The sequence below is a fragment of the Pseudidiomarina sp. PP-1MA genome, from assembly GCF_041200125.1.
Taxonomy (GTDB): Bacteria; Pseudomonadota; Gammaproteobacteria; order Enterobacterales; family Alteromonadaceae; genus Pseudidiomarina; species Pseudidiomarina fusca.
The window spans coordinates 2,349,751-2,367,116 of sequence record NZ_CP165718.1 but is presented as its reverse complement, the minus strand read 5'-3'; the positions used below and the strand labels follow the sequence as shown (position 1 = coordinate 2,367,116).

The window sequence follows — 17,366 nt, the reverse complement described above, 5'->3', positions numbered from 1 at the left end:
CCGATGACGGCAGGTAGCTCAGTCGCTAAGCCCATTAGCGTTGCCATCATCGGGACTGGTTTTGGCGGCCAAAGTGCCGCCATTCAGTTGCTCAAACGTAGTCAGCAAGATTTTGTGATGCTGGAACGGCGTTCATTCATGGGCGGCACTTGGTGCCAGAATAGTTATCCAGGCGCGCAAGTAGATGTGCAGTCGCCACTCTATTCGTTGGCGAGTGAGCCTTATGTGTGGTCGCAAATGTTTGCGAAACAGCCCGAGCTGGCTGCCTACACCGAGCAAGTGATTGAGAAGTACCAACTGCGAGATAAAACTCAATTAGAAAGCCAAGTAACTGAGTTGCGCTGGCTAGCAGAGCAGCAATGCTGGCAGCTGAGCATAGCGAATAAGCCGGCGGTGTATGCGCGCTCAGTGATTTGCGCGCAAGGGCCACTAAGTAATGCGGTTATTCCTGACTTTAAAGGGCGTGAGCGCTTTCAAGGGGTGAGTTTTCATACCAACCAGTGGCGTCATGACGTGCCTTATCAAGGTAAACGGGTCGCCGTGATTGGCTCGGGTGCTAGCGCGGCCCAAGTTATTCCTAGTATTGCCAATGAGGTTGCGCAGTTGCATGTGTTTCAGCGTTCACCACACTGGGTGATGCCACGCCCAGATCGAGTTTTTGGACCCGTAGCACGGCGTCTACTCGCCACTAAGTTGGGTTATCAAACTCTGCGCAAAGCTATTTATTGGGGGCTTGAGTGGCGGGTTTTAGCGTTTAAATATTCCCATTCACTGATTAAGTTCTTTGCCCAGCGTAAAGCACTTAAACATCTACGTTCACAAGTACAAGATGCCGAACTGCGGGCAAAATTGACGCCAGATTACACCATCGGTTGTAAACGTATTATTGTGTCAAATACGCTGTACCCGGCGTTACAACTGCCGCAGGTGAGTTTGCATGACAAGCACGATGCGATAGCCGAAATCAACGAGCGCGGTATCGTTACCCAGCAGGGGCAGCAGATTGACCTAGACATGATTGTCTATTCAACCGGCTTTGATGCCACCGATGGGGCGATTGGCTTTGAGATTATTGGGCGTGATGGCCTATCGTTGCAGCAGGCTTGGCAACCTTTTCCGCATGCCTATTTAGGTACCTGTTTGCCGCAATTCCCCAATTTGTACTTGGTGACCGGGCCCAATACAGGTATTGGTCATACGTCCGCGATTTTTGTGATTGAGTCACAGCTAAAGTACATCATGAGCTGTTTAGATCACCTGCGCCAACAACAGGCCACGGCAATTGAAGTAAAAGCAGATGCTGAGCAAAATTATACCAGCATGATTCATCACGAAATGAAGAAAACCGTGTGGCACAGTGGTGGCTGTAACAGTTGGTACAAGAGCAAAAGTGGGCATGTGATTGCGATGTTCCCTGGCTTTAGTTTTACTTTTAGGTGGATGGCCAGCCATTTTAAACCGCAACATCATCAGTTGCTTTATTCGGCCACAACATCGGAGCTATCCTCATGAAAAAAATCATTCCTGCGCTGATTCTCTTGTTGGGCGTGACTTGGCTTGCCACCCAAAGTCCAAGCGTTGGTTTGTGGGTGTATGACCAAACGGCCAAATTAGAAGCTCAGTGGTATGGCTTTAGCAAACGCACGGTGAAGCTAGATGAATTAGAGTTAGTGCTGTATGAGCGTCAAGCCGAGGTGGCTGCTGGTGAGCAAGCGCCGACGCTGGTGTTGTTGCATGGCTACACGGCCTCAAAAGAACTATGGCTGCGGTTTGCTAATCATCTAGACGCAGGCTATCGGGTACTGATACCTGATCTGGCCGGCCATGGTGAAACCGGCTACCACCCCGAATGGTCTTATCGCGCCACGGCCCAGGCCGATCGTATCGCAGCACTATTGCAAGCGTTGCAGATAGACCAAGCAATTGTTGCCGGAAACTCGATGGGGGGCATGATTGCCGCTCATTTTGCGTTGCAATACCCAGCTCAAACTCAGGCTTTAATCGTGCTGGACCCTGCCGGTGTCACGCCGCCGCAACTTAGTGAAACCGAGGCTTTGTTTGCGGCCGGGCAATCGCCTTTTGAGATTGCTAATATTGGCCAATTTATGCGGTTTTATCACCTGACTATGGCACAACCGCCGTTTGCACCCGAATTTGTATTGCGAGGTGTAGCAGAGCGTTATATTGAGCGCCGAGATGCCTACGCACATATTGCGCAGGACTTCAGATTGCATGATAGTTTAGATGAGCGGTTGCCGCAGATTTCGGCACCCACTTTGATTATTTGGGGCGAACGCGATCGTATTCTGAGCGCCAGTGCCGCGCCTTTGTGGCAGCAGGGAATTGCCGCGAGTGAGTTATTGTTACTACCAGAAATTGGACATATGCCGATGGTTGAGCAACCGGCGATAACCGCCGCGCAAGTTGAAGCGTTTTTAGCGCGGCGGCTCTAGTTTAATTACTTAATTGTTCGCGATATTTTTTCGCCATATCGCTTACTTGCTTCGCAGTTTTGCCGTCTAGCTCAGCCAGCACTTCTGCTTGCACTTCGTCTGGCGAGGCGTTGCCGCTACTCGACATTTTCACTAACTGAGCACTAACCACAATATTGCTCAGGTCAGCTTGAAACTGGCGTTTTTCTGCCGCTGTCATAGGTGCCGTTACTTCTTTTAATGAAGCTTCATAGGCTTGCTCAGACGATGTGTCTAGGCGAGCAGCCGACGAACCACCTAAGGATAAGCCGTCGCCGCAACCGACCAAACTAAGTGCAAGTAGGCCAGCAGTGAGTAATTTTACTAGGTTTGTCATAGGTCTTCCTTGTTGTCTATTCAGATAAGTTAAAGTTCTGATTTAGTAAGCCATTTAGTTACTGTAGGCGCCTCATAGGCATGCATTTGGGCAATCAGATCCGGTGCATTGCTATCATTTAACAGCAATTGCCGATGCTCATCTTTAACAAACCCTTGCGATACAGTGTTATCTAAAAAGGTTAGTAGGGCGGTGTAATAACCGTCCACATTCAAAAGAGCGCACGGTTTTTGGTGAAAGCCAAGTTGTGCCCAAGTGACGACCTCAAAAATTTCTTCAAGTGTGCCCATGCCGCCTGGCATCGCAATAAAGCCATCAGCAAGTTCGGCCATCATAGCTTTGCGCTCGTGCATGGATGTCACCACATGCAGTTGGGTTAGACCATGGTGAGCAACCTCTTTGTCGACCAGTGCTTGTGGCATAATGCCTATCACTTCACCGCCTTGTGCCAATACGCGGTCGGCAAGTTGTCCCATTTGCCCTACTTTGGCGCCGCCGTAGACCAATCGAATACCTTGCTCAACTAAGGCATCAGCAAGTTCGATGGTCGCGTCAGTGTACACTGGCGAAAAGCCAGGATTAGAACCACAATAAACGCAAATGGTTGAAAGCTTAGTCATACGTCATCTTCCTTGTGGCGATTAGCGCGTTGATTAAGCGCTTCGCGTTGTTCAGAGCTAATAGGAACCACACTAAGGCGATTACCCTTGGCCACTAACGGGTGATCAGTAAAGGCCGGCATGGTTTTAATGGCAGCTAAGGGAATCACCTCAGTAAACCGTCTTATGTACTGTAAATCAACTGCCACCCAGCGTGGCTTATCAGGCTGACTTTTGCTATCAAAATACGTTGAAGCAGAATCAAATTGCGTTGGATCTGGGTAGGCGGCACGCACCACACGTACCAGACCAGCAACACCAATCTTGGCACAGCTGGAGTGGTAGATAAATACTTCATCACCTATGTGCATGTCTTGCATAAAGTTGCGGGCTTGATAATTACGCACACCATCCCAGCGGATCACCGCTGCTGGCGTTTTGGCAAAATCATCAATGCTGCATTCGTCTGGTTCGGTTTTCATTAACCAATACTGCACGGGATAATCCTTGTTTGAACTTACTAGGTATCTTTATCGGTCACTCACTATAGCTAATAATTTATTGGCATAATAGCCTGTTTCTGTCATGCTACCTTCATAAATAGGATGAATTTTGTACGCCAAACGATGACATCTTTACTCGAGCAACTACGCGCCGCCACTGCTGCACTTCATAGCCACTTAGATCGACACACTATGATGTCGGAGTTGATGAGTGCGGATTTAACCGAAGCGCGCTATCGGCAAATACTGCAGCACATGTACCCTGCTCATCAGCAGTTAGAAGCAGCGGTGCAGCAGGGCGTGCAGGAGTTGCGGTTGGGCTATCCCTTGCAAGCCCGATTGGCTTGGCTTGATGATGATTTAATAAAACTGCAATGTGACATTCCTACAATGGCGGCCGTGAAGAATATGACGAACCAAGCTGAGCTCGCGCATTCAGAGACTATGGCACCCGTAGCCATCGGCTCGCTGCCAGCATTGGTTGGTTGGCTGTATGTTCTAGAAGGATCTCGTCTAGGGGCGGCAGTGATTGCCAAGCGCCTGCAACGCCAATTGCCTAACTCACCTTGTAGTTTTTTTTCGCGTTCGATTGCGCCGCAGGCGTGGTCGCAATTTTTGCTGTTTGCACAACAGGTTGCTGCTGCTGATTCCAATGATGTGATTGATGCAGCGCAACAAGCATTTACCAGCTATATTGAGCAGCTCAAGGCGCCATTAGGCGCACCCTTAACATCAGCCAAGAGCGCCGAGTATGCTAATTAGCTTGAACCTTACTAAGTAAGCCATTGACTGTAATGATAGCCATTGAAAACAACCTATTATTGTTCATTTTTATCTTACTCATAGTCACTATGGCTACGGGTGCTGGCGCCTTGTGGTTTTGGTTGCGAGCACGTTATCAACAACGGTTATTGAAGCAGTGGGTACAGGCCAACTACGATACTTTGAGCAGTATTGCTACGGACCAACCGTTGGAGCAAAAACTATCGCGAATTTGTGCTTTGCTAGAATCACAAATTCCGTTTAGTTTAGCTTCGGTGATGGTAGTAAATGAACAACGCACCAGTTTAAGCGCGGTGGCGACTGCACGGTTACCTAAACCTTTGTTTGATGGCTTGCAAATGTTACCTATTGCTAACGGTGTGGGCGCCTGTGGCACGGCCGCCGCGCAAGGGCATCCGGTGGTGGTTGCCAAGATGCATGAAGACACTCGATTTGAAGCCTTTATGCCATTAATAAAGCAGTTTAAGCTAAGCTCAGCTTGGTCCTTTCCAGTGTATACCGCCCAGCAGCAGCTCTTGGGTACTCTTGCGGTCTACTCCGAGCGCGAGCGGTTACCTAATCAGCAACAACGCGCCATCATTGAACGTAGCTGTGAACTCTTAGCCCTAGTGATGCAACAACACCATGAACGCTTGGCGCGCGAACGCAGCGAGCAGCGAGCTAATTCTTTGTTTGCCTACAATCCAGAGGCAGTGTTTACGCTAGATTTAGAGGGGCGTTTTACCAGTTTAAACGCCGCTGGTGAAGCCTTGGTGCAAGCTTCGGAGCGAGAAATACTAGGCCAGCGTTACGATGTGGTGGTACTAGAAGAAGACAAGCAACGTACTCGGGAACATTTTCTCGCTGCTGTGGCAGGGCAGCCGCAGCGCTATGAAATCCGCATTTTAAATAGTGCGGGCCAACTGCGAACCCTCAATATTACCAACATGCCGATGAAGGTGAATCATCAGGTTGTGGGCGTGCATGGAATTGCAAAAGACGTCACCCAGCAACGCGAAGATGAAGAGCGCTTGGTGTTGTTCCGCCGTTGCTTAGAATCAAGCACTGATGGCATTGTGATCAGTGATGCACGTAAACCGGGTTATCCCTTAATCTATGTCAATCCAGCGTTTACTCAAATTACCGGTTATTCAGAAGCAGAAATGCTAGGGGATAATTGCGATAAACTGCGCGGCCCGGATACGGATCCGGCGGCGATAGCGGAAATAAATGAAGCCATAGCTAAGCAGCTAGAAGCTCGTACTATTATCAAGAATTACCGCAAAGACGGCAGCATGTTTTGGAATGAATTACTGTTGTCACCGGTACGCGATGATCAAGGTGAGCTAACTCACTGGGTAGGAGTGCAAACGGATATCACCGAGCGGGTAGAGCGGGAACATAGCCTCGCTTTTCATGCCAGCCATGATCCTTTAACAGGATTACCCAACCGCAGCATGTTAGAACAGCGTTTACAGCAAGCGCTAGCCGACGACTCCGCAGCGCTAAAATCCGTCTTTGTTTTATTTATTGATTTGGATGGCTTTAAACCTATCAATGATAGTTTGGGTCATGAGTTTGGTGATGAAATTTTAGTGCAGACAGGGCAGCGGCTGCGTGCTGTATTACCAGCAGAAGACTTGCTGGCGCGCTTTGGAGGTGACGAATTTGTTGCCGTGGTTCAGAGCCAAACCTCAGTTGCCGCAGTAACCCAGCTTGCGCAACGATTGCTCGATCAGTTCCTCCGTCCCTTTGTGTTTGAACAAGCAGAAGTATCTTTATCGGCGGCGATTGGGATTGCTACTAACGACAGCAGTGTGCGGTATCCGAATCAGCTGATTCAACACGCCGATGTTGCTATGTATGAAGTTAAGCGCCGCGGTAGCAACGGTTTGCAGTGGTTCTCGCCAGTGTTTGATGAGGGGGCACAATTACAGATTCAGCGCCGCTCGCAGTTACAAGAAGCCATTGCGCAGCAACAATTTGAGTTATTCTACCAGCCGATTGTAAGTGCGCAGGGGGCCATCCACGGGGTGGAAGCCTTGATTCGGTGGAAGCATCCGGAACAGGGGTTTATCTCACCAGCAGAGTTTATTCCATTAGCGGAAAAGACCGGCCAAATCATCGCAATTAGTGAGTGGGTGCTTAATCAGGCTTGTATGGATAGCCAAACCTTACGTGAAGCTGGGGTGCCCCATGTGGCGGTGAACTTCTCGCCGATGCAGTTTTATCGTGATGATTTTGTCGAGTCGGTAGAGCGAATCATTAAGCCGTATAACTTACGCCCCGGGCAACTGGTGGCAGAAATTACAGAAAATGTCTTGATGCGCGACAGCAGCCATATCTTTGAGATTTTGCAGCAACTACGCGAATTGGGGCTAGAGATAGCACTAGACGATTTTGGTACTGGCTATGCAAGCTTGAGCTATTTAACTCGGATACCAGCGCAACGTTTAAAAATAGACCGCAGCTTTATTGACAATATTCATCAGAATACAGCCAATGCGGCTATCACCCGAGGCATCTTAACCATGGCCGCGGAGCTTGGCATAGCGACCGTGGCAGAAGGTGTAGAAACCGAGGCGGAGCTAGCCTATTTACAGCGCTACGCCTGTGATTACATGCAAGGTTTCTTATTCTGCAAACCACTGCCGCTGCCAGAATTACTGGCTTGGCTAAACCATAAATAAATTGCGGTACATACGTTCCGCATAATCGTCGGTCATCCCGGCTACGTAGTCGCACAAAATACGATCGGCAGCAGTTGGGCCCCCTTGGCTGCCAGCTTGTAACCAGCGGGTGCGGGTATTGCGTGGCAACAGGCGCTCTGGCTCAGTGTGCAAAGCTGTAAATAAATCTAGCAGCATGTTCTGACTACGATAGCGTAATTGCTGAATCGCTGGGTCGTTAATTACATGCTCAAACACCACACTTTTCAAACTATTGAGTAACAGGCGTTCAGCCTCAGGTAAGGTTGCATTATAAGCAATCAAAGGTTGCTCAGCTGCTTCTAGCACCTGCTCTAAGCGAATTGCGGTAACAAAAATATTCACCATAGCGCCAATGGCATTTTTACGCAGATGATGTTCGTTGGCAAAAAGCTGTTGGCCAAGTTGCTGCATAAGTGCTGCCAACTCGTTCGGTAGCTGCACCAAGATTTGGTCTAGATGGCCATGCCATTGGCTTTCATTTAAGGTGCCTGTTACCACCGCATCTTCCAAATCATGCACGCCATAGGCGATATCATCGGCCAGCTCCATCAGGCTCGCATCCAAAGATTTGTGCAGTGAGCGTTGCCATGGCGATTGTGGTAATTGTTGCACTTGTTGGAACAGTTCGCGGTCTTGGTTGCTGAGTGGGTCTAACACCCAGTCGAGCAGGTCGGCATCACATGCAAACAATGCTTTTGCTGGCTTAAATTGGCTCAGGCTGATTGGCTGTGAGGTTGGTGGTGGGGCCGACAACGGCGGCATCAAAACCGGATACTTTAATAGCCCCAGTAGGGTACGGCGGGTTAAATCCATCCCATGCTGCGGGTGGTAAGCTTCAAGTTTGCCTACGATTCGAAACGTTTGGCCATTACCCTCAAACCCACCTGCCCCCAACATTTTATAATTGAGCGCCGTTTCACCACCATGACCAAACGGGGGGTGGCCGATATCATGGGCTAAACAAAGGGTTTCCATTAAGTTGAGATCAGGCAGCATAGCGGCTAATTCTGGCGCGCTGACCTGTTGCAACTGATTGATCAGTGAGGCGCCGATTTGTGCGGCTTCAAGGGAGTGGGTTAGGCGCGTTCGATAAAAGTCGTTTTCACCCACGTTCATGATTTGGGTTTTCGACTGTAACCGACGAAATGCCGCTGAATGGAGTACGCGGGCGCGATCACGCTGCCAAGCGGTGCGTAAATCACCGGGACGTGGCTGCGGGCCACCGGAACGTCGTTGTTGCCAAATTGCTGTCATGGGTGCTTATCCGTTAAGGGTTTACGCAATAGTACAACATCGCGCGGATGAAGGTGAAGCTGCAAGCCATGCAGGTGTGCCCAGCAACGAAAAGTTTGCTCGTGAAAAAAGCTGATATGGGTGGGGTCATGGCGATACCGCCAGCCAGCAAAGCGTTCTAGTGCGGTCCAGCGTTGGGTCATGATGGCCAACCAGCCACCGGGTTTAAGGCAGTCCAACAATTGCTGCAGTACGAGGCCCGGTTGGGCGAGGTGTTCGACCACCTCGGTGCAGGTGATAAAATCGTATTGGTGCTTTAACAGTTCCGGCTGATAGGCATAGTAGAGATCGTAGTTGGCACAGTGATGACCGTAATCGTTAAGCATCGATGCTAATGTAGGGCCAGGGCCACAACCAAAATCTAACCCTTGTGCTGGCTTTTGATGAGTTTGCTGCAGTTGGGCTACCAGTGGCTGCACTAAGCGGTCTAAAAAGGTGCGATAGCCGACATCTGCGGGACTATTTTGATGCAAGTCGTATTCGGCTTTTTCTTGCTCGGCAGTGAGTTGATCGGCTGCTGCGACATGGATTAATTGGCATTGTTGGCAATGCCAATAGCGCCGCCCCGTGAGTGCGCCTTTTGCCTGTTGATAACATAGCTTAGTGGCAACTGCAGCACATAATGGACAAGCCGGCGCTGCTTGCATGGATGGCATCATCATTTGGCCATCAGGGCAACGGGCACACATGGACGCAATTACGCCCCGCCGCCTTGGCGTTATACATAGCTTGGTCGGCTTGGCGCATGAGGTCTCCTAACTGTTCTGCATGGTAGGGATACAAAGCGACGCCGATACTGGCAGAAACCTCTAAGTGTAATTCGTCGATATGAATAGGTTGCTCTAAGGCGTGGCGGATCCGCTCTGCAACTTGTTTGGCCTCGGCCTCAATCAGGTTAGGATCACGCTCAAAACCATTCAGCAGCGCAGTAAATTCATCACCACCAATACGTCCCGCAACATCATGGTCGCGCAAGGCGCGTTGAATGCGTTGGGCTACGATTTTAAGCAAGGAGTCGCCCACTGCATGGCCGTGACAATCGTTGACCGGCTTAAACTTATCTAAATCAATAAAGAGCACGGCCAGTGCTTTGCCGTGATTATGAGCATGCTTGAGTTGTAGCTCTAATAATTCTTGAAAATGGGCCCGGTTAGGGAGCCCAGTGAGCAGATCATAACGGGCCATGTGGGCTAACTTATCCCGGGCTAGTTTGGCCTCGGTGATATCACGTGCAATCCCTAAAAAGTACAAGACGTGGCCGTTTGGGTCGGTAACAGCGGTGCCATTACTGGTATGCCATTGAATGCTGCCATCGGCGGCTAAGACTCGGTATTCAATAGCTGGAATCTTCTCATCTGGATTACCCAATACGTGCTGCAGATAAGTACGGCAAATTTCAATGTCGTCTGGATGGACAAACTTGTCAAAGGTTTGTGAGGCTGATTCATGTACTTGATAGCCCATTTGCTCATGCCAATTAGGAGATAAATATTGGAACTGGCCGTTTGCGGTAAGCGTGAAGATGATGTCGTTGGCATTTTCCACAATGCCCCGAAACAAAGCTTCGCTAGCCTGCACTCGCTTTTCTAGTTCTTTGCGCTCGCTGGTGTCGTTGAGGTAACCTGTCCACACTCGATTGCCGTATGCATCTTTGTGCCCACGGTCGTAGGCTTCTAACCAAACCTCTTGTTGGTTAGATTTGAGCATACGGAATTCTTGATGCCAGTAACTGCCGTTACTAGCTGCATGCTCGCTGGAACCAAGCACACCTTCAATATCCTCTGGATGAATACAAGCAAGTAAAGGTTGGGCATCGACTGCTAGATCAGCTGGGTCAAATCCAAACCAATCTTTAATGATGGGGCTAACGTAGGTAAATTTGAAGTGATTAGCGCTATTTGCTTCAAGCCGATAGACCACGCCAGGCAAGCTCTCAATGAGGTCTTGCCAGTCGCGCGCCAGTACTGACTTATCAGTCACGGAAGTTTTCATATTGCAAGGGTTGTTCTATGTCTGATTGACGTAGCAAGGCAATGGCTTCTTGCAAGTCATCGCGTTTTTTTCCAGTAACTCGCACTTTGTCCCCCTGAATAGAACTTTGTACTTTGATTTTGCTAGCTTTAATTAATTGCGTGATTTTTTTAGCTAAAGGCTGATCAATGCCTTGTTTAAAGTTGATGGTTAAGCTAAAAGTTTTACCACTGTGAGTAGGTTCATCAGGTATGTCACAGCCGGCTAAACTAATGTTACGTTTAGCGCAATGATTATTAAAAATGTCCTGAATTTGGCGTATCTGAAAATCAGATTCTGAAGTTAAGGTAACACTTAACTCTTGCTGCTCGATGGTGGCTAGAACCCCACGAAAATCAAAGCGTGTAGTGAGTTCACGGGTGGCATTATCCACGGCGTTTTTCAGTTCAACTTTGTCTATTTCAGACACAACATCAAAACTTGGCATGACAAAAATCTCATTGGTTAGTAAGTTGGTGCAGGTTAGGTTCGTATTTAAGTGTGCGAACTTGGACTGCAGTAATGATAGAATATTTGTTAAATATGCGCAGCATTATTTGTCAAAATACCAAGTTCCGCATATAACTGTTAATAACAGCTAGTAATATTAAGGAGACGTATGGCAGCACACGGAAAGCCCATGATTGTGATAGGTATTGGCGCCTCGGCCGGTGGATTAGAAGCTGTGAGTGCTCTCATTCATGATTTGGACGCTAAACTGCCTGCGTGTTATGTGGTGTTGCAGCACTTATCGCCAACCCACAAAAGCATGATGCCCGAAATTTTGGCACGTGAAACCAATCTTTCTGTGATGTCCTTGCAGCGCTCAACCAAGCCCCGTAGTGGCACCATCTATGTGGTGCCACCCAATAGTAATGCTATCTACCAAGACGGTCGCATCGAGTTGACGCCGGTTAAGCCTGAAATCTCTCCTAAACCCTCGGTAAATTTGTTCTTTAAAACCCTTGCTGAAGAAATGGGAGACCGAGCCATTGGGGTGGTGCTGTCGGGGACGGGTAGCGATGGTACCTTAGGCCTTCGAGCGATTCAGGCTGAAGGCGGAGTGACCATTGCGCAAGACCCGGCTACGGCCAAATATGCGGGTATGCCACAGTCGGCGATTGACGCGGGCTGTGCTGATTTTGTCTTAACGCCAGCAGCGATAGCCGCACAAATGCCAGAGTTTATTCGCATGCATTTGAGCGATGACAATAGTATTTCGGAGCAGGTTCTAGAGAGGGTTGTCGAGCTTTTAAAAGAACGCAAACAACTCGACTTCAGTGGTTATAAGACGGGTACTATGGCGCGCCGCATTCAACGTCGAATTGTAGCGACGGGTACGGGGCGGGTTAAAGATTACTTACACTTACTGCAAGAGCATGCCACCGAATTAGATGAATTAGCGCGGGATATTCTGATTTCGGTGACCTCATTTTTTCGCGATAAAGAGGCTTTTGAAAGCTTCAATGGCTTGTTAAAACAGCATTTGCAGCACCATCAACAACAAGAATTGCGGATTTGGATAGCTGGCTGTGCCACAGGTGAAGAGGCATATAGTGTGGCTATGCTAGCCGCCGAGGCGCTGCAGCATCTTGACCAGCCACCCGGGGTGGTCATTTTTGCCACGGATCTCGATGAAGAAGCCCTACGCATTGCCCGCCGTGGCGTGTATCCAGCGGGAGCTCTAGCCGATATTTCACCACGTTTGCTGGAGCGTTACTTCAAACCCTACAACGATCAGTTTGAGGTCAGTAAAAAGCTGCGTGATATGGTGGTGTTCGCTAAACACAATTTAGTATCGGATCCGCCTTTTATGCGGGTCGATTTTATTACCTGTCGCAATGTGCTGATCTATTTCTCGCCACAACTACAACGCAAGGTATTACAACGCTTTCATTTTGCTTTAGCTAACGACGGTGTGTTGTTTTTGGGGCGTTCTGAAAGTATCAGTCACGCTGAAGAATTCTTCAGTGTCAGCCATCGCCGTGATCGGCTCTACAGCAAATCGCCCGAGGTAACGGTTACGCCCGAGCTCACCCAAGCTCCTACCAGCGCCAAACCTAAATCCAGCAATGTGATGAAGGTTGATGCACAGCAGTTGTTACAGCATCTCCATCATTGGTTGCGCCATGTCCCTGCCGCCGCAGTGGTGTGCCAAGCCGATGGTATCGTGGTACGGGCATTGGGCCGGGTCGACCGGTTTTTTAAACAGGGGCCCGCAGCTGAGCGCTTAACCGATTTGCCATTAGCAGCAGTCGAATTGCAACAGCCGTTATCAGATGTGGGCTTGAACGCGATTGCTAAGGCGTTACAGGGGCTGGCGCTGAAAGATATTATTCATCCCCGCTTTAAAGCTGAACTTGGTAATTTGCTTAGTAACTACGATTGGACTGCCGAACGTATGTTGGGGCATATTCACCATGTGGCGGGAGAGCACTGGCAATTGATGGTGATGCCGCTAGCGCACGCTCAAACCAAGTTATTTATGGTCACTGTGTTGCCAGCCTTTATGCCCAATGCGCGTGAGCAAGCCCAAGAGCTAACCCGTAACTCAGCCGCAACCCAGCAACTGTTGCAAGACGAATTGTTTGCGACCCGTGAGCATCTTCAAGCCATGGTAGAAGAGCTGGCTTCTTCTAATGAAGAAATGCAAAGCTTAAACGAAGAGATGCAAGCTTCTAATGAAGAGCTGCAAGCTACCAACGAAGAACTCGAGGCCGCCAACGAAGAGTTGCAAGCTACCAATGAAGAACTGATTAGTCTTAACCAAGAACTGAACGTCAAAACAACGGAGCTGATTGCTCTAAACGATGAATATGCTCATGTTTACGATGCCTTAGAATTTCCACTATTGGTGTTTGATACCGATGGTAAGCTGCTGCGTTATAACGCTGCAGCACAGCGCCGGCTAGCCTTACGTGGAAATATGATAGGGCGTGATTTTGCTAAGCTTAAGTTACCTCATTTTATCCAAAACGATGCTATTAAGTTGTTTGAGCAAGCCTACTCTGAGGGGGATACGGCTCAGCAAGTGGTGCATAGCCAACAAGAGGTGGTACAAGTGACCGTCACGCCCGGGCTTAATCGGCGTGGTGATGTGTATGCGGTATTGGTGACCTTGATTGATGTCACCGAAATCACTCGTACTCAAGAGCAGTTACAGGCATCGCAACATCAGTTGGCGCGGATCATGGAAAATACCACCATGATTTTGGCGTTGAAATCTCTTAACGGTGAGTACTCACTGATTAATCCTAGCTTTGAAAGTAAGTTTAACTTAACAGCAGACGACGTATTAGGACGAACAGACTTTGATTTGTTTCCTCACGATTTTGCCGCCTCCATGCTTGAGTGTGATTTGCGTGCGGTGCGCTCGTTGAAGTCGGTTACTCATGAACACCACTTAAACAGTCAGCAAGGTCAGCAGGTGTATCGCACCGTGCATCAAGCCTTGTTGAATGAACAGGGCAAAGCCTATGCCATTTTAATCGAGGCCGAGGATATTACGCTGCGTAAGAAAGCGGAGCAGCAATTACAAATCGCCGCACGAGTTTACGAACAAGCGGGCGAAGCGATTGTAGTGATGGATCAACAAGGGATGATTCAGACTGTTAACTCAGCGTTTGAGCATTTAACTCAATTAGTTGAAGCTGATGCGCTAGAGAGTTGCTTTTGGAACTTGGTGCATTGCGAACGTGATGCTGAAATGGCAGTGCAACGGCTAACCACAGAACTCAGCCAAGCCGGCTTTTGGCAAGGTGAAGTTTCATTAATGCAACAGGGCGAGAAGGCGGCCAGCAGTGTTGCGGTGTGGTTAACCATCAATAGAATCCAGTCACCAGAATTAGACAGCGCTGCTTACGTTGCAGTCTTTGCTGATATTTCTAACTTAAAAGAATCGCAGCGCAAAGCCGAATATTTAGCCACCCATGATAGTCTGACCGGTTTACCTAATCGAACCTTATTACAAGACCGTTTAGGTCATGCCATTGATGTGGCCAAGCGTGATAACTCAGCAGTGGCATTATTGTTTATCGACCTAGATAACTTTAAGAATCTCAACGATACTCTCGGCCATGATGCTGGTGATGAGCTATTAATACAGGCTGCTGAGCGCTTAAAGGCGGTTGTGCGAGAAGTGGATACAGTCGCACGCTTGGGCGGCGACGAATTTACCATTGTTTTAGGTGATGCCGCTTTGGGGGCAGCCGAACGTGTTGCGCGGCAAGCCTTGGAGGTCTTAAGCCAACCTTTTGTGATTCAACGGCATCGCCATTACATGAGCGGCAGTATTGGCATCGCTATCTATCCGGATGATGGTGTGGATACCACCACCCTGATCAAGGCAGCCGATACTGCGATGTACCGTGCCAAGGATAACGGTCGAAATCGCTACGAATTGTATAAAGAAGAGTTGCAATCCCAGCTGTTACGCCAAGCCGATGTCGAGAACAAATTACGCGAAGCCTTACGTCGTGGTGATTTGTATCTAGCCTATCAGCCTAAATTTAAAGTGGCTGAGCCTGAGCATATTGTCGGCGCCGAAGCTTTATTGCGCTGGCATCATAACGAGTTAGGACAAGTTAGCCCAGCTGATTTTATTGCCGTAGCGGAACAAAGTAATTTAATTGTCGATGTGGATTTTTATGTAGCCAGCGAGCTGATTCGACAACTAGCCAAGTGGCAGCAGCAAGGTATTGATTATCCGGTGATGGCCTTAAATGTGTCGCCCAAGAGCTTTCAGCATGAGGGTTATGTTGACCTGATTTTACGTTTGTTGGAGCAATATAAAGTGCACTCGCTGATGATTCAGATTGAGTTAACCGAGCGTACTTTGGTATCGCAACGGAATTCTGAGTTAGGCAATATTGAACGCTTACGCAATGCGGGTATTCAGCTCAGTATTGATGATTTTGGCACGGGTTATTCGTCGATGAGTTATTTGAAGCGGCTGCCCCTCGCCGAGTTGAAAATCGATAAGAGCTTTGTGGATGGGTTAGCACAAGAAGCCAACGATGAAGCTATTGCTAAGGCCATTTTAGCGATGGCCCAGGCCTTAGATATTCGTACCGTAGCTGAAGGTGTTGAAACGAAACAGCAATTAGATTGGTTAGCGACTTACGGCTGTGACTATGCGCAAGGCTATTTATTGGCGAAGCCAATGAGTGCGGATGACTTTGTGAAGCTATTGAAAGGAAGCAAATAAATGGTAACTAGCGGTGGATTTATTCAAGCCTGTGAGCGAGAACAACTGCACTTGAGTGGCGCCATTCAAAGTTATGGTGCCTTGCTGATTGCGAACAAAAAGACTTTTCAGATCACTCATTTATCAACCAATATTAGCGATTTTATTAGTGGTTTTGATGAGCATTCGGTGGGCCATTTGGTACCAGAAATTTTAGAAGGGCTGATCCAAAATTTTAACGGCACAACGCAATTTTATGAGAATGAGCTACAGGGGATTAAGAGCCGTTTAGACGTTATTTTGAATGCAGTTGATGAGCAACATGTGGCCATCGAATTGGTCCCTAGTTTGCCGCATGTGCGCTTGCAGTCAGCAGTCAAGGTGTTGCCACCTAGCATCGAGAGTGATGCTGTGCTCAATTCAGTTCGCCAGCAGTTGGTTGATTATATCGCCGAACTGACTGGTTTTGAACGAGTGATGTATTACGAGTTTCTACCCTCGGGCGATGGTGAAGTCATTGCCGAGAGTTGTCAACGTGAGGGCATGGGGAGTTACCTCGGGTTAAGGTTTCCAGCCAGTGATATCCCGCAGATTGCCCGCGACTTATATTTAAAAACACCGTGGCGGGCAATTTATGACGCCAGTGCGCCAACGGCTGCAGTGATGGGGCATTTTACCCCAGACCTTACTCACAGCCATTTGCGCAGTGTCTCGCCGGTTCATATTCAATACATGCGCAATATGGGCGTCATGAGCTCCGTTAGCTGGTCCATTATTGGGCGTAACGAGCTATCCGCATTACTTTCTATTCATGATGCTGAAGCTAAGGCAATACCTTTACCTGTGATGCAACATTTATGGGAAGTGATCGCCCAATTTAACCTTATGCTGCGCGAGTTTGCTGCGCGTAAACGGATGAATCTACATGCGCGCATGCAAGAGCAGTTGAATAAACTCCAAGTGCGAATCAATAGTGCCGAGAGCTTCAGCGATGTTTGGCCGCAGCTAAGTGCCTGGTTGATGAAAGAGTTTAAGCTACAAGGGGTGCTATTGGTGCATGCTAACGAGCAATTCACGGCAGGTACTCTTAGACTAGAACCTCATGCTTTCAAACAGGTGCAAGCGAAGCTTTTAAACAGTAAAGAAATGCTGTGGCAAACGGATAACTTGCTCGGTGCGTTGCCAGCTATTGAATTAAGCGAAGTGGCTGGCGTTGCCGCGCTTAATGCATTGCCGCAGAGCCAGCAGGGGTTTCAATTATACCTGTTGCGGAGTTGTGAAACCTATCAGATTTCGTGGGGTGGACGGCCTGATAAGCCGCACGAGCAACAAGGTGAGCTGGCTATTTCACCTCGCCGATCCTTTGAGAAGTGGATAGAAACACGGTTATCTTTCAGTATGCCTTGGAGTGAGGATACTCGACTAAAGCTGATGAAACTGCGGTTACTGCTACAATTACTCAAATAATTTATGGATGTCTAAACGTCTATATTGA

At 48.6% G+C, this 17,366-nt stretch carries 13 protein-coding genes; 6 read left to right on the top strand and 7 right to left on the bottom strand.

Annotated elements, in window-relative coordinates:
• Positions 1–3: 3 nt before the first annotated feature.
• Together AB8S08_RS11155 and AB8S08_RS11150 are read left to right on the top strand one after the other, a co-directional pair.
• Complete coding sequence (locus AB8S08_RS11155; RefSeq protein WP_369742777.1) at positions 4–1,512, top strand: flavin-containing monooxygenase; 1,509 nt, start codon at positions 4–6, stop codon at positions 1,510–1,512.
• The gene (locus tag AB8S08_RS11150; RefSeq protein ID WP_110075558.1) at positions 1,509–2,453 is read left to right on the top strand and encodes an alpha/beta fold hydrolase; all 945 of its coding nucleotides are present in this window, start codon (positions 1,509–1,511) and stop codon (positions 2,451–2,453) included. Before AB8S08_RS11155 ends, AB8S08_RS11150 begins: the two co-directional genes overlap by 4 nt.
• Position 2,454: 1 nt before the next feature.
• Here the strand turns inward: AB8S08_RS11150 and AB8S08_RS11145 are convergent, their stop codons facing one another.
• The 3 genes from AB8S08_RS11145 to AB8S08_RS11135 are packed head-to-tail and all read right to left on the bottom strand — an operon-like array spanning position 2,455 to position 3,904.
• The gene (locus AB8S08_RS11145; protein WP_369742776.1) at positions 2,455–2,808 is read right to left on the bottom strand and encodes a DUF6694 family lipoprotein; all 354 of its coding nucleotides are present in this window, start codon (positions 2,806–2,808) and stop codon (positions 2,455–2,457) included.
• Between the two features lie 29 nt (positions 2,809–2,837).
• The gene (locus tag AB8S08_RS11140; protein WP_369742775.1) at positions 2,838–3,428 is read right to left on the bottom strand and encodes a TIGR00730 family Rossman fold protein; all 591 of its coding nucleotides are present in this window, start codon (positions 3,426–3,428) and stop codon (positions 2,838–2,840) included.
• Positions 3,425–3,904, bottom strand: a complete 480-nt coding sequence (locus tag AB8S08_RS11135) for an EVE domain-containing protein (protein WP_162014567.1) — start codon at positions 3,902–3,904, stop codon at positions 3,425–3,427. The genes AB8S08_RS11140 and AB8S08_RS11135 overlap by 4 nt, the downstream gene beginning before the upstream one ends.
• 129 nt (positions 3,905–4,033) lie before the next feature.
• On the opposite strand from AB8S08_RS11135, the gene AB8S08_RS11130 reads away from it, so the two are divergent.
• Both AB8S08_RS11130 and AB8S08_RS11125 read left to right on the top strand, forming a co-directional pair.
• The gene (locus AB8S08_RS11130; protein ID WP_369742774.1) at positions 4,034–4,672 is read left to right on the top strand and encodes a biliverdin-producing heme oxygenase; all 639 of its coding nucleotides are present in this window, start codon (positions 4,034–4,036) and stop codon (positions 4,670–4,672) included.
• A gap of 32 nt (positions 4,673–4,704) precedes the next feature.
• On the top strand, positions 4,705–7,362 hold the full coding sequence (locus tag AB8S08_RS11125) for an EAL domain-containing protein (RefSeq protein WP_369742773.1): 2,658 nt from the start codon (positions 4,705–4,707) through the stop codon (positions 7,360–7,362).
• On the opposite strand, the gene AB8S08_RS11120 is transcribed toward AB8S08_RS11125, so the two are convergent.
• Genes AB8S08_RS11120 through AB8S08_RS11105 form a run of 4 tightly spaced genes read right to left on the bottom strand, consistent with a single transcriptional unit; the run spans position 7,348 to position 11,134 of the window.
• Positions 7,348–8,637 carry an anti-phage deoxyguanosine triphosphatase gene (locus AB8S08_RS11120; RefSeq protein ID WP_369742772.1) on the bottom strand — a complete coding sequence of 430 codons (1,290 nt, stop codon included), beginning with the start codon at positions 8,635–8,637 and terminating at the stop codon, positions 7,348–7,350. The genes AB8S08_RS11125 and AB8S08_RS11120 overlap by 15 nt on opposite strands.
• Positions 8,634–9,365, bottom strand: coding sequence for a class I SAM-dependent methyltransferase (locus AB8S08_RS11115; protein ID WP_369742771.1), 732 nt, complete (start codon positions 9,363–9,365; stop codon positions 8,634–8,636). The genes AB8S08_RS11120 and AB8S08_RS11115 overlap by 4 nt, the downstream gene beginning before the upstream one ends.
• A complete protein-coding gene (locus tag AB8S08_RS11110; protein WP_369742770.1) occupies positions 9,346–10,656 on the bottom strand; it encodes a diguanylate cyclase domain-containing protein in 1,311 nt (436 codons plus the stop codon). Before AB8S08_RS11110 ends, AB8S08_RS11115 begins: the two co-directional genes overlap by 20 nt.
• Entirely contained in the window at positions 10,649–11,134 is a 486-nt protein-coding gene (locus AB8S08_RS11105; RefSeq protein ID WP_369742769.1) for a YajQ family cyclic di-GMP-binding protein, read from the bottom strand. Before AB8S08_RS11105 ends, AB8S08_RS11110 begins: the two co-directional genes overlap by 8 nt.
• Positions 11,135–11,305: 171 nt before the next feature.
• Between AB8S08_RS11105 and AB8S08_RS11100 the strand changes: the two genes are divergently transcribed.
• Positions 11,306–15,892 carry an EAL domain-containing protein gene (locus tag AB8S08_RS11100; protein ID WP_369742768.1) on the top strand — a complete coding sequence of 1,529 codons (4,587 nt, stop codon included), beginning with the start codon at positions 11,306–11,308 and terminating at the stop codon, positions 15,890–15,892.
• Positions 15,893–17,338 carry a GAF domain-containing protein gene (locus AB8S08_RS11095; RefSeq protein WP_369742767.1) on the top strand — a complete coding sequence of 482 codons (1,446 nt, stop codon included), beginning with the start codon at positions 15,893–15,895 and terminating at the stop codon, positions 17,336–17,338.
• Positions 17,339–17,366 lie beyond the last annotated feature (28 nt).

Excerpts from the sequence above, each read along its gene's own strand:
- AB8S08_RS11155 (WP_369742777.1), top strand. The coding sequence starts at position 4 with ATGACGGCAGGTAGCTCAGTCGCTAAGCCCATTAGCGTTGCCATCATC.
- AB8S08_RS11150 (WP_110075558.1), top strand. The coding sequence starts at position 1,509 with ATGAAAAAAATCATTCCTGCGCTGATTCTCTTGTTGGGCGTGACTTGG.
- AB8S08_RS11145 (WP_369742776.1), bottom strand. The coding sequence starts at position 2,808 with ATGACAAACCTAGTAAAATTACTCACTGCTGGCCTACTTGCACTTAGT.
- AB8S08_RS11140 (WP_369742775.1), bottom strand. The coding sequence starts at position 3,428 with ATGACTAAGCTTTCAACCATTTGCGTTTATTGTGGTTCTAATCCTGGC.
- AB8S08_RS11130 (WP_369742774.1), top strand. The coding sequence starts at position 4,034 with ATGACATCTTTACTCGAGCAACTACGCGCCGCCACTGCTGCACTTCAT.
- AB8S08_RS11125 (WP_369742773.1), top strand. The coding sequence starts at position 4,705 with ATGATAGCCATTGAAAACAACCTATTATTGTTCATTTTTATCTTACTC.
- AB8S08_RS11120 (WP_369742772.1), bottom strand. The coding sequence starts at position 8,637 with ATGACAGCAATTTGGCAACAACGACGTTCCGGTGGCCCGCAGCCACGT.
- AB8S08_RS11115 (WP_369742771.1), bottom strand. The coding sequence starts at position 9,365 with ATGTGTGCCCGTTGCCCTGATGGCCAAATGATGATGCCATCCATGCAA.
- AB8S08_RS11105 (WP_369742769.1), bottom strand. The coding sequence starts at position 11,134 with ATGCCAAGTTTTGATGTTGTGTCTGAAATAGACAAAGTTGAACTGAAA.
- AB8S08_RS11100 (WP_369742768.1), top strand. The coding sequence starts at position 11,306 with ATGGCAGCACACGGAAAGCCCATGATTGTGATAGGTATTGGCGCCTCG.
- AB8S08_RS11095 (WP_369742767.1), top strand. The coding sequence starts at position 15,893 with ATGGTAACTAGCGGTGGATTTATTCAAGCCTGTGAGCGAGAACAACTG.